The organism is Solirubrum puertoriconensis, assembly GCF_001483135.1.
Lineage (GTDB): Bacteria > Bacteroidota > Bacteroidia > Cytophagales > Hymenobacteraceae > Solirubrum > Solirubrum puertoriconensis.
Genome location: NZ_LNAL01000003.1, coordinates 692290 through 707066, shown reverse-complemented (window position 1 = coordinate 707066; position 14777 = coordinate 692290). Strand labels below are relative to the sequence as shown.

General features: G+C 57.4%; 14 protein-coding genes. 5 read left to right on the top strand and 9 right to left on the bottom strand.

All coding sequences use genetic code 11. The features are described 5' to 3' along the window. Positions 1-6: 6 nt before the first annotated feature. Both ASU33_RS03525 and ASU33_RS03520 read right to left on the bottom strand, forming a co-directional pair. Positions 7-1338, bottom strand: a complete 1332-nt coding sequence (locus tag ASU33_RS03525) for a Y-family DNA polymerase (protein ID WP_059068159.1) — start codon at positions 1336-1338, stop codon at positions 7-9. A gap of 11 nt (positions 1339-1349) precedes the next feature. After that, positions 1350-1832, bottom strand: a complete 483-nt coding sequence (locus tag ASU33_RS03520; RefSeq protein WP_059068157.1) for a LexA family protein — start codon at positions 1830-1832, stop codon at positions 1350-1352. A gap of 229 nt (positions 1833-2061) precedes the next feature. On the opposite strand from ASU33_RS03520, the gene ASU33_RS03515 reads away from it, so the two are divergent. Then, on the top strand, positions 2062-2319 hold the full coding sequence (locus ASU33_RS03515) for a hypothetical protein (protein ID WP_149867010.1): 258 nt from the start codon (positions 2062-2064) through the stop codon (positions 2317-2319). A 103-nt stretch (positions 2320-2422) separates the two neighbouring features. Here ASU33_RS03515 and ASU33_RS03510 read toward each other — a convergent pair whose 3' ends face one another. After that, positions 2423-2974: a metal-dependent hydrolase gene (locus ASU33_RS03510; RefSeq protein WP_059068153.1), complete on the bottom strand. Its 552-nt coding sequence runs from the start codon at positions 2972-2974 to the stop codon at positions 2423-2425. Between the two features lie 161 nt (positions 2975-3135). Here ASU33_RS03510 and ASU33_RS03505 point away from each other — a divergent pair, with 161 nt between their 5' ends. Then, complete coding sequence (locus ASU33_RS03505; RefSeq protein ID WP_059068151.1) at positions 3136-3555, top strand: hypothetical protein; 420 nt, start codon at positions 3136-3138, stop codon at positions 3553-3555. A 146-nt stretch (positions 3556-3701) separates the two neighbouring features. Here the strand turns inward: ASU33_RS03505 and ASU33_RS03500 are convergent, their stop codons facing one another. Continuing rightward, a complete protein-coding gene (locus ASU33_RS03500; RefSeq protein ID WP_059068148.1) occupies positions 3702-5324 on the bottom strand; it encodes a glycosyltransferase family 39 protein in 1623 nt (540 codons plus the stop codon). A gap of 335 nt (positions 5325-5659) precedes the next feature. Here ASU33_RS03500 and ASU33_RS03495 point away from each other — a divergent pair, with 335 nt between their 5' ends. Both ASU33_RS03495 and ASU33_RS03490 read left to right on the top strand, forming a co-directional pair. Beyond that, on the top strand, positions 5660-6169 hold the full coding sequence (locus ASU33_RS03495; protein ID WP_059068146.1) for an NAD(P)H-binding protein: 510 nt from the start codon (positions 5660-5662) through the stop codon (positions 6167-6169). Position 6170: 1 nt separating this feature from the next. Then, positions 6171-6524: a Rossmann-fold NAD(P)-binding domain-containing protein gene (locus ASU33_RS03490; RefSeq protein WP_059068143.1), complete on the top strand. Its 354-nt coding sequence runs from the start codon at positions 6171-6173 to the stop codon at positions 6522-6524. A gap of 131 nt (positions 6525-6655) precedes the next feature. Here ASU33_RS03490 and ASU33_RS03485 read toward each other — a convergent pair whose 3' ends face one another. The 3 genes from ASU33_RS03485 to ASU33_RS03475 all read right to left on the bottom strand — a co-directional run bounded on the left by ASU33_RS03485 (position 6656) and on the right by ASU33_RS03475 (position 11036). Beyond that, positions 6656-7630, bottom strand: coding sequence for an ABC transporter ATP-binding protein (locus ASU33_RS03485; protein ID WP_059068141.1), 975 nt, complete (start codon positions 7628-7630; stop codon positions 6656-6658). A gap of 66 nt (positions 7631-7696) precedes the next feature. Further along, on the bottom strand, positions 7697-8623 hold the full coding sequence (locus tag ASU33_RS20940; RefSeq protein ID WP_078062836.1) for a carboxypeptidase-like regulatory domain-containing protein: 927 nt from the start codon (positions 8621-8623) through the stop codon (positions 7697-7699). Between the two features lie 115 nt (positions 8624-8738). Beyond that, positions 8739-11036, bottom strand: coding sequence for an aconitate hydratase (locus ASU33_RS03475; RefSeq protein WP_059068137.1), 2298 nt, complete (start codon positions 11034-11036; stop codon positions 8739-8741). Positions 11037-11218: 182 nt separating this feature from the next. Between ASU33_RS03475 and ASU33_RS03470 the strand changes: the two genes are divergently transcribed. Further along, positions 11219-12517: a peroxiredoxin family protein gene (locus ASU33_RS03470; protein ID WP_078062835.1), complete on the top strand. Its 1299-nt coding sequence runs from the start codon at positions 11219-11221 to the stop codon at positions 12515-12517. Positions 12518-12608: 91 nt separating this feature from the next. Here the strand turns inward: ASU33_RS03470 and ASU33_RS03465 are convergent, their stop codons facing one another. Together ASU33_RS03465 and ASU33_RS03460 are read right to left on the bottom strand one after the other, a co-directional pair. After that, positions 12609-13169 carry a GNAT family N-acetyltransferase gene (locus tag ASU33_RS03465; protein WP_059068134.1) on the bottom strand — a complete coding sequence of 187 codons (561 nt, stop codon included), beginning with the start codon at positions 13167-13169 and terminating at the stop codon, positions 12609-12611. A 104-nt stretch (positions 13170-13273) separates the two neighbouring features. Continuing rightward, complete coding sequence (locus ASU33_RS03460; RefSeq protein WP_059068132.1) at positions 13274-14659, bottom strand: cytochrome P450; 1386 nt, start codon at positions 14657-14659, stop codon at positions 13274-13276. Positions 14660-14777 lie beyond the last annotated feature (118 nt).

Genomic DNA, 14777 nt, shown 5'->3' with positions numbered 1-14777 from the left:
GGGCAGCTAGACTTTGCGGCTCGCGTCGTCGCCGATGCGCCACAGCTGCTCCCAGTTGGTAGTAAACTGCGGCGATACGTAGTCGCAGCGCCCCTGCCATGATAGCGGCTTGGTGCCGGCTGCGGCGTAGCGCACTTTGGCGCGGCCGAAGCGCTTGTTCAGCGTATCCAGCGCCTCCATTAGCTGCTTGCTTTTCTGGCGGGCCTCGGGGGCCTCAAACAAACCTAGTTGCACCCGGCCTTCGGGCTCGAGGCCGGCGCACACCACTCCGGCTCGGGTGTAGCAGGTGCCCGCCCGGCGCAGGCGCTTCAGGGCACCTAGGGCGTAGTGCGTTAGCTGGCCGGTGTCGTTGGTAGCGCTGGGCAGTGCAATGGTGGTGCTGAAGGTAGAGGGGCCCGGCTTCGGGGAAAACCGATCGGTGCCGAGCAACACCGTGAGCAGGTGCGCAGCGAGGCCTTCGGCCCGGAGCTTTTCGGCGGCGCGGGCCGCAAACGTAGCCACGGCCTCGCGCAGCTTTTGCTCGTCGGCAATGGGGCGCGTGAAGGAGCGCGTACAAGCGGCACTCTGGCGGTGCGTGGCCCTAGGTCCGAGGGTGGCTTCGTCGTCGGGCAGGCGGGCTTCCAGCTCCAGGCAAGCCTGGCCATGCAGCTCGTACCACAGCCGCTCGCCCACCACGCCGCCCAGGTGCTGCCGCACCCAAGCGCGGGGCTTGGCCGCCAAGGCAGCGGCGGTGCAAATGTTTTGCTCGTGCAGCTTGCGGGCGTAGCGGTGGCCTATGCCCCATATGTCTTCTACGGCGGTGCGCTCTAGGGCTTCGAGCCGTTGCGCATCATTGCCCAGCACCCACACCCGCTCCTGTTCGGTTCGTTTGCGGGCCAAGCGGTTGGCCATTTTGGCTAGCACTTTGGTGGGCGCCACGCCCACGGCGGTGGGTATGCCCACGTGCTGTTTCACCGTTTCTCTAATGCGGCCGGCGTAGTCCTCCAGCCCCTCGGGCGCCCAGTAGCGCATGCCGCCTAGGTTCAGAAAAGCCTCGTCGATGGAATAAACCTCCACCTCCGGGGCAAAGTCGCAGAGCACACGCACCACGCGCCGGCTCATGTCGCCGTAGAGGGCGTAGTTAGAGGAGAAAACCTTCACGGAGTGCTCCAGCAGCGTGGGTTTTACCAGGTGAAACGCGTCGCCCATTTTCAGCCCTAGGGCCTTGGCTTCGTCGGAGCGCGAAATCAGGCAGCCGTCGTTGTTGCTGAGCACCACCACGGGCACGCCCTCGTAGCGCGGCTGAAACACCCGCTCGCACGACACATAAAAGTTGTTGCAGTCGACCAAGGCAAACATAGCAGCAGTACCTAGGCGCGGCGACGCAGGTTGTTTACCTGCCCGAGCACGCGGCTGCGCTTTTCGCGGAAGGCGTGGATTACGTGCGTAACGACCCCAAAAATGATCAGCTCGCTGCCTTCGTTGAGGCGGATGATGGGGTAGCGCGGATTTTCGGGCTCAAGCCAGGTTTGGGTGCCCTCGCGGCGCAGGCGCTTCACGGTATGCTCGCCATCAAGCACAGCCACTACAATGCAGCCGTCGGCCGCCTCCAAGGCCCTGTCGACGGCAATGATGTCGTTGTGACGAATACCGGCGCCGTTCATCGAGTCGCCGGTTACGCGGGCCAGAAACGTAGAGGCCGGGTGCGCAAACAACAGCTCGTGCAAATTGAGCGGAGCGTCGAGGTGGTCGTCGGCAGGCGACGGAAAGCCCGCCGGCACCACACAGGCGAAGAGCGGCAGCGTGAGGCCGGCCCAATCGGTGCTAATAGAAAAAGGCGTAATGCGCGTCATAGAACGAGCCGACCCCCACTTAGCCGTTGGTCGGCGCTGCTATTTACTAATTTTTTTAGCATATAGTTTTCAAAACGCCGCAGATTAGTTCCCAGGGTTCTAACTATTTTTCGGAACGGTCTTCTTTAACCTAGCTTTAATGCTATCATTTCACCCGAAAACACCCCTATTTCACCAATTTTTTCTACCTAATATTTTTAGTTTATGTTGAATATCCTTATTTTTGGATATGCGCAGAACGAAGAAGACACAGCTTCCTACTCCCCTTCCCGTACAGCAATATGCCCGTTGCGTTGATGCCAGCCGCCGTCCTGAAGACCACATTGGCGACTGGCCCGAGCGCGGCGCGGTGTATCCGGTAGAGTACCGGCTGAATGCTCGCACCAAAGAGCCGCAGGTGCACGTGCTAGGCTTCTATGCCGAGCAGCCCTACGGCGCCTTCGCCGCCCGGCGCTTTATGCCCGTAGCGGAGGTGTGGCTGAACTAGCCAACCCGTTCCTGTTCCATCGTCGGCCGCCTTTGTGCGGCCGTTTTTTTGCAGCAGCCTGATGCCGACATACGACGCTGCTCACCCTAGGTGCACTTACCAGTTAAGCGCGCGTGGTGTCCTTAGCAACTCGCCGGCTCCGCAGCGGGCCCGTAAGCAGCACCGCCACTAGCGTAGGCAGCCACAGCCAAAGCAGTTCGCTTAGCAGCGTAGCCACACCCCGCATCGAAAAGAACCCTGCCCCAATGGGCGACACGCGCACCGGCCGCCACGGAAGGAAGTACCGCTCGCTGCTGAACGGCGCCAGCAATGCTACCCCTAAGCCGCCGTTGGTAAGCATATCGAGCAGTGGATGCGAAGCCGTGGCCACGGCAAACCACACAGCCAAAGCCCAGCGCGGCTCCGGGCGGGTGCGCGGCCACGCGGCGTAGCCCATCAGCAGCCCAATCAGTAAGGCAAATACCAAGGAGTGAGTAAAGCCGCGGTGCCCCCACATGCTCTCGTACGGTATGCCAAGCCTGAAGGTAATGGCATCGAAATCGGGCAGGATGGCGCACAGGGCCGTAAGCCACCAGAAGCGAGCTGGCAACGGGCGCACATGCAGCACCCGACCTAGGCCGGCCGCTACCGCAGCGTGGGTGAAGATGGTGGGCATGGTAGTCGCGAAGAAACCTGAAGCCCGGCAGTTCGCCAAATACGGCTTCTGTTTATGCCTGTCAGCGCCATAAGTCACAAAATGCGCACCTGGGCCTAAACCGCGCTGGCGCCGCATATAAGCAGGCACGTAACTTTACCTTTTCTGCATTGCTCATTCTCATGGAAAACACCACGCCCGAGCCAGTTTATGCCATACCGGCCTCCTACCGCCGCATAGAAAATCTGCACATTGTGTTTTGGCTGCTCAAGGACGTGAGTTGGTGCATGATCTGGAAAGCTCTCGGAATTAGCATGATCTTTCCCACGCTGGCCATTGCCATCATCATTGCCTGGCGCACCCGCCACTTAAAATCTGAATTGGCCCACAACCTGGCTATTGTGTTCTGGATTTCGGCCAACTCCTACTGGATGATCAGCGAGTTTTTTCATTTCGATGAAGTACTCATTGGCGGGCTGATTACGGGCAAGCACCTAGCCATTATTCCGTTCACGCTGGGGCTGCTAGTACTGGCCTACTACTACCTTGTGCAGAAGCCCCGCGAAGTAGCCATCCAACCCGAGCAAGTAGCTACGCTGTAGCCCCCCGCGTCCTTAGCCTGCTGAGCGTGCATTTGCAGCAATGGGCCATAACGCCCCAGGCCTATTAGCTATGCGCTATGCGAAGGGCTGCTTAGTTTAACTAAGCAGCCCTTCGCATTACCACAGCAGCAACAATCAGAGGCAATCTAGGGTAATACCCGAACGATGCCAACCTCCCAATAATCGTTGCCGAATAGAGGTTCGTGGCGCCATTTGTCCGTGTCCTGAAACTGATTTTTGCGCATCAGGTAACCAAAGTTTCTTCCCGGCTCAAGAATGCTTTCGGAGAATACAAACTTGCCAACTCGCTTAACATCGTACAAACCATTCACTATCTCATACGACTTATCCTGTTGAAAGCGGGCCGGCGGGTATTTAGAAAAGAATAACGTATAAACATAAGGCAGTGGCATATTCGTGGTTACCAGCACTTGCTGCACGCCCGGCAGGCGCTCTGCTTCATCGAATGCCTCTTTTAAGCCTACGTTAAAGTCCTCACGGATTCGGCTGCTTGGGTATTCCGCAAAATAATCCCTAACAACTAAACCACCTTCAACAACAAACCACCCTACTACCATGGCGCGGATAGCTGTTTTCGGTACGTTTTCATTCAGGTTTCTGATAATTAAATCGGCAACCCACACCGACAGCACCAAACAGGGCAAGTAGAAATGGTTAAATCGATTAATATTTAATTCAATCACAAAAATCAACGGCAACGAAGCTACCGCCCAAGCAAAAAACACCCAAGCCACCACATCACGCCGAGATTCGACCACTGATATTTTGGGTAGCAATATGCGGTAAAGCATGACGGCTAACGCCACAACAAACAACAGAATACTAAAACTAAACAATGGCTTAAATCCTTGGATCATGTTATAGGACGAGCCATCATTGAAACCTGAATTGACAAAAGCTACATTATTCCGCAGCACCTGCCACTCGTGGTTTTGGTTAGCCTGGTTTACCTGTTGCAGTCTGTTCACCTCCAGCAAAGGCGTGGAGAAGAATAAATCATCCGTCCAGGCTAGATTCTTGTGCAGGATGAAGTTCTCTAATATGACCAGGGCAAACGGCGCAGCTACAATGGCAAAGATGCCTGCGGCAGCTAGCCAATATGGCCAGCGTAATGCTATTCGCTTCCAGAAGGCCAGTAGCAACAGCAAAAACAGCCCAGGCACTACCACAACCGTAGTTCCGTAGGCATACAGCGACAATGCAAAAGGCACAAGACACGCAACGATCCAGGCGGGCTTCTGTGTATTAATAGCCTGAATTACCATTGCGCAACCCAACAGCATGAAGAACGGCACGAGGTTGCTTTCAAGCCCCCAGCGCGACAACATAAAATGCCAAGGAACTACTGCTATAACAAGTAAGCCTAATAAAGAGGCATAACGACCTAGGGAGCGAATAGCAAAAACCAACAAAGGCAGGGTAAGAATACCCAGTATCAGCGGCAGAATACGAATAGAGAATATATTCAGACCGAATATCCTAATAAAAGGAATAATTAGGTAAGCCATTAATACGTTTTGCCCGCTACCCCAAGATTTGAAGTATGCCGGCCAGGCATCGCCCCATTTATCCTTCCCTGTTTCCGATAGTGCAAAAGCTTCAACTGCCGTGCAAGCCTCGTCTTGGTTGAAACCCGGCGGAATTTTTGGGAAATGCGCAACCCTTACCCAAACACCAATGACAATAGTCAATAATAGCAACAGCAAGTATCCTGTATGCTGTTTATTTAGCAAGCGTTTAACAACCATTAGAAGAGAACAATCAGAAAAGAATGGTAGACGGGTACAGGAATTATACCTGAATATTAACCGGCAACTTCAATTTAAAATATGAATCGAAGGCCGTGATGAACATGACAATCAAAGCGTAAAACTACAAGTTGTTTCATAAACGCAGTTGCCGAAATCCTGCTCTTTCACCTACTAACTGCTGCACAACGGAGGCCGGCAGGCAGTCTCAGCCTGAGTTGTTGTGATAAAACGGGTACACCTAGGTAAGGGCGTTTTGCGGTAAGTAGGCGCCCACAACCGAGGGCCAACAAACGCCATGTACCCGGCAAATAGAAAGCCCGTACTTGCCTTGCATGACGCGCATTCTTCTTACCGGCGCCACTAGCAATGGGGGCGCTGCCACGCTTGATCATCTGCTGCAAGCACCTAACGCAACGGAACGCCTGGTAGCTGCCATACGCCCCGGCTCCGCACCACCTCTGCCCAATGGTATAACTAGCGTACCGCTCGACTTTACCGACCCCAGCACGCACGAACCGGCACTGCAAGGCATCGACCATTTGTTGCTGGTGCGCCCGCCTGAGTTAAGCGATGTGAAACGTTACCTGCGCCCGTTCATCCAACGCGCGCAGCTTAGCGGCGTGCGGCACGTGGTATTCGTATCGTTGCAAGGAGTGCAGTTAAACTGGTTTGCACCGCACCACAAAGTCGAGGCCGACTTGCGCCGCTCGGGCATGAGCTGGACGATGCTCCGCCCCAGTTATTTTTTTTATGTAAAACCTGAGCACTACGCACCGCTTCGATATCCAGTGCTACAACCAGGTTCTGCTACCCGCCGGCAATGGCCGCACGTTTTTCATTGATGTGCGCGACACTGGTGCCGTAGCGGCTCGTGTGCTTCTAACGACCGGCGAGTTGCCCAATGCTGCTCACGAACTTACTGGTGCTAAGGCGCTTATCTACACCCAAGTAGCAGCTGCGCTTTCGAAGGTGTTAGGCCGGCCTATCCGCTACCGAGCAGCGGGCATTGGCGAGTTTCGGCAATACATATTGGCCCACGGTTTCAAACCGGAGTTCGTCAACGTCATGCTCGGGATTTACTTGGTAGCTCGCCTAGGTTTGGCGGCGCGGCTAACCAGCACCACTGCCAATTTGCTAGGCCGTGCCCCCATTTCTTTCCAACAATTTGCTGAAGACTACCGGAGATGCTGGCAGTAGCTCCGGAGCTAAATAATCTGCAGCCCGGAGCTGCACTCTCCTAGGTTAGGGACAAGAACAACGAAGCCAGTGAGCCAACGCCCATATCCGTTCAGTAACCTAGTTTCCGCGCTACCAAGCTCGCGTTGCCATTACACGTACCACACGGCATCGCGCCGCACCGACACGTGCACTTCGTCGCCGGTAGTCAACCCATCATCGGTGGTTCGGAGCGCAATAGCTGCTTTCCCGATTGTTACCCGCAGCTCGTAGTAACTGCCGTAGTACGCTACACCAGCAACTTTTCCGGCCAACCCCTCGCCAGGCGCTACCAGCCGGAAGCTTTCGGGCCGCACCAGCATGGCTTTGTTTTTGGGCTTGATACCTAGGTGCTCGGCAACGGCTTTCTGTAGGGCACCGCGCAGCAGGTTGTAATTGCCAAACAGCGCCGCTACGTACTCGCTTGCGGGCTGTTGGTATACTTGCTGGGGCGTGCCGCGCTGTACTACTGCGCCGTGCTGCATCACCAGTATCTCGTCGGCCCACGAGAGGGTATCCAAAGGGTCGTGCGAGATGAGGGTGCAGGTAATACCCAGCCGCTCGCTTATGTCGCGGATGACGGCTTTGAGCGTGGTTTTATGCCCGATATCGAGGTTGGAGAAGGGCTCATCGAGCAGCAGCAACCTAGGGGCACCTAGCAGCAGCTTGGCCAAGGCAATGCGCTGCCGCTCGCCACCCGAAAGCTGGTTGGTTTTGCGCTTCAGCAAGTGGCTGATCTGGCACACCTCGTACAGCGTTTCGGCCTCGCCGGCGGGCAGGGTGTTGGCGTATTGCAGCACCTGCTCCACGCGCAAAAATTTGGGCAGCTCAAACTGCTGCGAGAGGTAGGCAATGCCTTTGTGCCCCGGAATCAGCTTTTCGTGCGGGTCCTCCACGCGCTGCCCTTCAAACCACACCTCGCCGGACCCAGGCGACACCAAACCGGCTATGGTTTGCAGCAGCGTGCTTTTGCCCGAGCCCGTTTCGCCGGCAATGGCCAGCTTCTGAAACCGCTGCTGCGTGAAGTTGATGTCGCGCAGGCCGAAGTTGCCTTCTTCCTGAAAGTTGATGTGGGAGACTTGGAGCAAGGCTGCGGAAAGCTAATCAAATTGTAATGCGGCATTAAAGTTATAAACCCCTGGACGCATTCGTCCTCACTCACGCTTTGGCTGCGTACGATAATCCCACTTTACTCCTACCTGTAAAACCACTTCTCTGTATTGACTGCCTATTTGTTGGTAGACAACTGCTGCCGGATAGCGCCAGCCAAATGCAGTCGACAGCTTTCCCTGCCATTGCCAGTGCGTTTGCCACCAACCAGCTCGGCCTTGTAATTGCAAATAACGTCGCTGACCTAATCGCCAAGATTGCTCGCTGCCAATTTCTACGCCTGTATAGAATCGCCCAAACTCTTGCTGTTCCATCCGGCTACGCCCAACAGCCAACCAAATGGGCCATGCATTTCTCAAACTTACATTAAACCCTGCGCTACGTCTTTCAAAATCAAAGGGCCGCGATGCCAGCTTTATTCGCTGGTATTGAAATTCGGCGTCCACGTCTAACCCACAAGAGCTGACTAGTTCATCAATATGGAAGGTTGGATTAAGATAGCGGTTGCGCCGTCCGGCTTGGTAAGCCAGAGTCATCCGTACCGCCGGGTATGCAAAAGTTCGGTCGATGGCAAAACCCAGGGGCCTGGAAAACGAAAGCTGACATCCCAAGGGCGTATTCCGCACTCCGCTGCTGAGCAAGAACTCGATGTATGCGCGGCTAAATTGGTCGATGTTACAAGCCAGTTTTAACCTAATCACTGGCTCATCACCCAACCTGACTTTTACGCGTTGGTCGTAAAACCCGAGTGCCTGAACCACGATTGTGACTGTATCCTTAACTGGTTGAATCCGAAAGGTGCCGTCTGATGTAGTCGAGGTGCTCAGGCTGGTACCAGCCACTCTCACAGTAGCCAGTGGCACTCCTTCACCAGTAGTTTTATCAATCACCACTCCCCTCAGAAACCCTTGTGCCGAAGCCGCAATACAGCTCAGCGACAAAGCAAAGGCTAGCAGGTATTGATTTATCATATGCGTTTATGTGGCTGTAGGAATTAGATGCAGTTCTGGAGTAATTCCACAAAAAAACCGGCCGCTTCCCACCTAGGGAAGCGGCCGGTTTGCTATTCAGCTAGCAGCTTCAGAATTACTTCTGCGACAGTGCGCTGGCTTCCGTCGACTGCTGCAGGCGGATCAGGTTCAGGGCCGAGCCGGCCTTGAACCACTCGATTTGGCCCTCGTTGTAGGTGTGGTTCACCGTGATGAGGTCCGTGTCGCCGTCGGAGTGGTGCAGGCGGATCTGCAGCGGCTTGCCAGGGGCAAACTCCGTCAGGCCGAGGATGTCGATGGTGTCGCCTTCCTCGATCAGGTCGTAGTCGGCCTTGTTGGCGAAGGTGAGGGCCAGCATGCCCTGCTTCTTCAGGTTGGTTTCGTGGATACGTGCGAACGACTTCACCAGGATAGCACGCACGCCTAGGTGGCGTGGCTCCATGGCAGCGTGCTCGCGCGACGAACCTTCACCGTAGTTCTCGTCGCCTACTACCACCGTCCCGATGCCCATCGACTTGTAGTTGCGGGCCACTTGCGGTACGGCGTTGTAGGTTTCGCCCTGGGTCACGAAATCGCGCACCTTGTTGGCCTCGCCGTTGAAGGCGTTGATGGCCCCGATGAGCATGTTGTTCGAGATGTTGTCCAGGTGACCACGGTACTTCAGCCACGGGCCGGCCATCGAAATGTGGTCGGTGGTGCACTTGCCTTGGGCCTTGATGAGCAGGCGCAGACCCATCAGGTCGGTGCCTTCCCAGGGCTTGAAGGGCTCGAGCAGCTCGAGGCGGTCGGAGTTCGGATCAACGATTACCTGCACGCCCATGCCGTTTTCGGCCGGAGCTTGGTAGCCAGCATCCTCAACAGCGTAGCCTTGCGGCGGCATTTCGAGGCCGCGGGGCTCATCCAGCTTCACTTGCTCGCCGTTTTTGTTGGTGAGCGTGTCGGTGAGCGGGTTAAAGGTCAGGTCGCCGGCAATAGCGAAAGCGGTAACGATTTCGGGCGAGGCCACGAACGCGTGGGTGTTCGGGTTGCCGTCGTTACGCTTGGCGAAGTTGCGGTTGAACGAGGTGATAATCGAGTTCTTGCGCTTGGGGTCGTCGGTGTGGCGGGCCCACTGGCCGATGCACGGACCGCAGGCGTTGGCCAGTACCACGCCGCCCATTTGGGCGAAGGTATCGAGCAGGCCGTCGCGCTGTACGGTGTAGCGTACCAGCTCCGAACCCGGCGTTACCGTAAACTCGGCGTTTACCGTCAGGCCTTTGGTTACGGCTTGCTCGGCTACCGAAGCAGCACGGGTGATGTCTTCGTACGACGAGTTGGTGCACGAACCGATCAGACCAACCTCCAGGCGGGCGGGCCAGTTGTGCTCCTTAACGGCCGCAGCAAACTGCGAAATCGGCCAGGCAGCGTCGGGCGTGAAGGGGCCGTTTACGTGCGGCTCCAGCTCCGAGAGGTTAATCTCGATCAGCTGATCGTAGTACTTAGCCGGGTCGGCCAGTACTTCGTCGTCGGGGCGCAGGTGCTGGGCTACGCCGTTTGCCATGTCGGCAATTTCGGCGCGCTCGGTGCCACGCAGGTAGGTAGCCATCGACTCGTCGTAGGCAAATACCGAAGTGGTAGCACCAATTTCGGCGCCCATGTTGCAGATGGTTGCCTTACCCGTGCACGACATGTTTTCGGCGCCCTCGCCGAAGTATTCCACAATAGCACCGGTGCCGCCTTTTACGGTCAGGATACCAGCCACTTTCAGGATAACGTCTTTGGGCGAAGTCCAGCCGTTCAGCTTGCCGGTCAGCTTCACGCCGATCAGCTTCGGGAACTTCAGCTCCCACGCCATGCCAGCCATTACGTCAACGGCATCGGCGCCGCCCACGCCAATGGCAATCATGCCGAGGCCGCCCGCGTTGGGAGTGTGCGAGTCGGTACCGATCATCATACCGCCGGGGAAGGCGTAGTTCTCGAGCACCACTTGGTGAATGATACCAGCACCGGGCTTCCAGAAACCAATGCCGTACTTGTTCGATACAGAGGCCAGGAAGTCGTAAACCTCCTTGTTCTCGTCGTTGGCTACGGCCAGGTCTTCGGCGGCACCGTCGCGGGCCTGAATGAGGTGGTCGCAGTGCACGGTAGAGGGCACAGCCGTTTTGTCGCGGCCGGCTTGCATGAACTGCAGCAGGGCCATCTGGGCGGTGGCGTCCTGCATGGCTACGCGGTCGGGCGCGAAGTCAACGTACGATACGCCACGCTCAAAGCCCTGCGTGGGTGTACCGGCATACAAGTGGGCGTATAGGATTTTTTCGGCCAGCGTGAGGGGGCGGCCCACCACGAGGCGGGCAGCTTCTACTCGCTCGCCCAGACCGTTGTACACGGTCTTGATCATGTCCAGGTCAAACGCCATGGGATATCAGCGGGAAAAGGGTGACAAAACCAAGCCAGAAATGGCAAAGCGCAAATATAGGCCCCACCACCCGGCAGACAAACTTTATATTCGCCCTCGGGTTGTACGCGGGTTTGGCAGCTACGTTGGGCTGCCAAGTGTACTTTTCGGGGGTGCCTAGCGCCCATATCTATTTCTAACAGATGACTTTTCGTTTCGTTTCGGGCCGCCTGCTTTTGGGCAGCGCCGCCCTGCTGGCGTCGGTGCTGACGGCCTGCAACTCCGGTTCCGACAAAACTGCTGCTGATAGCGTGGAAAAAACCAGCGCGGCCTCGCCGCTGAAAACCGGCCCCTGGCGCGGTGCTCTGAAAACCCAAGGTCAGGAAATTCCTTTCCTGTTTGAGGTAGCCGAAGAAGGCGGCAAACAGGTGGCTTACCTGATCAACAAAGGCATCAACGGCGAGGAACGCCTGAAGCTGGATGAAATTAGCACCGCTGGCGACTCGACTACTATTAAGCTGCACGTGTTTGATGCAGCCTTGGTAGTGCGCCCCGCAAACGAAGGGAAACTGGCGGGCACGTGGGTGAAGTACGACGCGCCCGAGCCGTACCGCGTGCCATTTGAGGCTACGCAAAGCAACCAACTGTTTGGCGCTGCGCAGGGCCAAGCCCAAAACTTTGCGGGCACCTGGGCTACCACGTTCAAGGACGACGAAGGCAACACCACGCCTGCGGTGGGCATCTTCAAGCAAAACGGCTCGGAGGTTACAGGCACGTTTCTGACCACCACGGGCGACTACCGTTACCTAGCAGGCCAAGCCGATGGCAACACCGTGCGCATGACCACTTTTGATGGCAACCACGGCTGGCTATTTACAGCCCAAAAGCAGGCAGATGGTACGCTAAAGGGCGACTTCTACAGCGGCAAATCGGGCCACGAAACCTGGACGGCTAAGCTAGACCCCAACGCCAAACTGCCCGACGCCAACGCCCTCACTGGCATGAAGCCCGGCCAAAAGCGCCTCGACTTCAAATTCCCGAACATCTACGAAGGCGGCAGCATCTCCCCCACCGACCCCAAGTACAAGGGCAAAGTAGTGGTGGTGCAGGTACTGGGTTCGTGGTGCCCCAACTGCATGGACGAGACCAACTTTCTGGCGCCGTGGTACGAGAAGAACAAGCAGCGCGGCGTGGAAATCATTGGCCTAGGTTTTGAGCGCAGCCCCGACCAGAAGGCAGCCGCGCAGAAGCTGCTGAAAATGAAGGAACGCCTGAACGTGGGCTATGATTTGGCCGTGGCCGGCATGGCTAACAAAGACTCGGCTAGCAAAGCGCTGCCCCAGCTCTCGAAAGTACTGGCCTTCCCAACTACCATCTTCCTGGATAAGAAAGGCGAGGTACGCAAAATTCATACGGGCTTTAGCGGCCCCGGCACCGGCGAATACTACCAAAAGCAGACCGAGGAGTTTAACAAAACCATCGATCAGTTGCTGGCAGAGTAGCGCCCCTAGGTGTTTGATGCTCCTGAACAAACAAGGCCCGCTTCCGGCAAGGAAGCGGGCCTTGTTGCTAGCTACTGCACGGGTTAGTGCCCTAGGTGCGGATGCGCTCCAGCAGTACAATGGGGCCCTCGTGGTAAGTGGTACGGGCAAATTCCTGGAAGCCAAACTTACCTGCCAAGCGCAGCGAGGCTTCGTTATCGGGGTCGATGATGCAGGTAATGCGGTTGGTGGGGAAGTTTGCATCGGCCCAGGCAAGCGCCGCCTCCAGGGCTTGGCTGGCGTAGCCGCGGCGGTGCACGCGCGGCGACAACACCCAACCCGCTTCGGGTGTGCCTTTGATGGAGGGCGTGAGGTCGCGCTGGTAATCGAAGAACCCTACTGCCCCAATGTAGCGGCCGGTAGCTTTTTCCTCGATGGCCCACGAGCCGTAGCCCAGCATGGCCCAGTGCCCAAGTTGCCCCAGGATGCGGCGCCACACTTCTTCCTCCGTATTGGGCTTGTTACCTAGGTAGCGGAAGAAGTCGGGGTCGGTGTGCATGTCGGCCGACTCTTGCAAATCATCGAGCTTGGGCCCGCGCAAAATGAGGTCGGCGGTTTCGAGCCGCGGCACCAGATCTTGCGGGGCGCTTAATAGGCTTAAGGGCAGTGTCATGGGGCAATGATAGCACGCCTGCGCACAACGCGCCACGCAACCACATCAATATGTGAACGGCGGCGCCTGCACGAGCTGCTCTCCGCTGATGGCCCGCTTAGCACCTAGGCACGCAGCCGGAACTGCAGCGTAATTTCGGCCCGAGGGCGCAGCGTAATGAGCGGGCGCAAACCGGGCGCGGGCTGCGCTTCCCACTCCACCTCGAAGCGGCGCAGGGTTTCGAGCAGTACCAGCTGCATTTCGGTGAGGGCAAACTGGTTGCCGATGCACAGGCGCGGCCCACCGCCAAACGGCAGGTAGGCGTAGGCGGGCTGCTCGCGCAACTGCTCTTTGCCGAAGCGCTCGGGCCGGAAAGCTTCAGGCTCGGGCCACAGCCTGGGCAAGTGGTGCACGCCGTAGATGTAAGCCGAAATAAGCGTGCCTTTGGGCAACTTCAGGCCGTTGTACTCGTCGTCTTCGAGGGCTTGGCGGTCTACAATCCAGGCGGGCGGGTACAGCCGCATGGTTTCCTGAATTACCTGCAGCGCGTACGGCAGTTGGGGCAAGTCCTGAAAAGTAGGGCGCCGCTCACCTAAGGCAGCGGCCATTTCGGCGCGCAGCTTGGCTACTACCTCCGGGTGTTGGGCCAGCAAATACCACAGCCACGACAGCGCATTGGCCGAGGTTTCGTGGCCGGCCACGAGCAGGATAATGGCTTCGTCGAGCACCTGCTCCTCTGTCATGGGCTCGTTGGTGTCTTCGTAGCGCGCATCGAGCAGCATTTGCAGCAGGTCGTCTTTGCCGGCGCCTCCCTCCTGCTGCCGCTGCCGGATGTACTTGAGCACCAGTTGGCGCATTTGCGCGGCCAGCTGATCATGGTAGCGGAATTGGCCCTTCACGGCCAGCCACGGCTTCAGGTAAGGCTGCCGCAGGGTGCGGGTGTAAAAGGCCTGAATATCGGTGAGCAAGTGCGCCAACTGCTGCAACTCGGCCTCGCTCATGCTGGTGCTGAATACCGAGCGCGCAATAATGCGGAAAGCCGTAGCCGTCATTAATTCGTGCACCGCCACAGTGGTGGCGCCGCCTTGCTGCCGGGCCAGCGCGGCCACGGGCTCTAGGCATTCATCAATCACCTGCAGCATGGTTTCGGTGAGGGCCGCAATGCGCTGCCGATGAAACCCCGGCTGAATTAGCCGGCGCTGCTGCAGCCAGTAGCTGCCCTCGGAGGTAAGCAGCCCGTGCCCTAGGTAGCGCGCCACCCCGTGCGACATCTCCGACTTGGGGTAGTTGCGGTGGTTTTTCTGCAGAATGTGTTGAATCAGGCCCGGGTCGCGGGTGAGCAAGGTGGGCTTGATGCCGCCCATGTGCAGCCCGATGGTGTCGCCCAGCTCATCGAGGTACTGCGTGATGATGGGAATGGGGTTATCGGCCAGCGCCAAAGAGTTGCGGAAAGCCCGTAGGCGTGGTACTTGGGGCAGTGCGGGCGGAGCCGCCGGAGCAGAGGCGTTCATACGGAGAATGCTAGCAAAGGCCTAGGCCAGAGCGCACCAAAGTACACCTAGGCTGGCAGCCGGGCAACCGCTGCACCGGCCTTTGCCGGCTTGGCGCACCTAGGCGAGTTACCTTTTT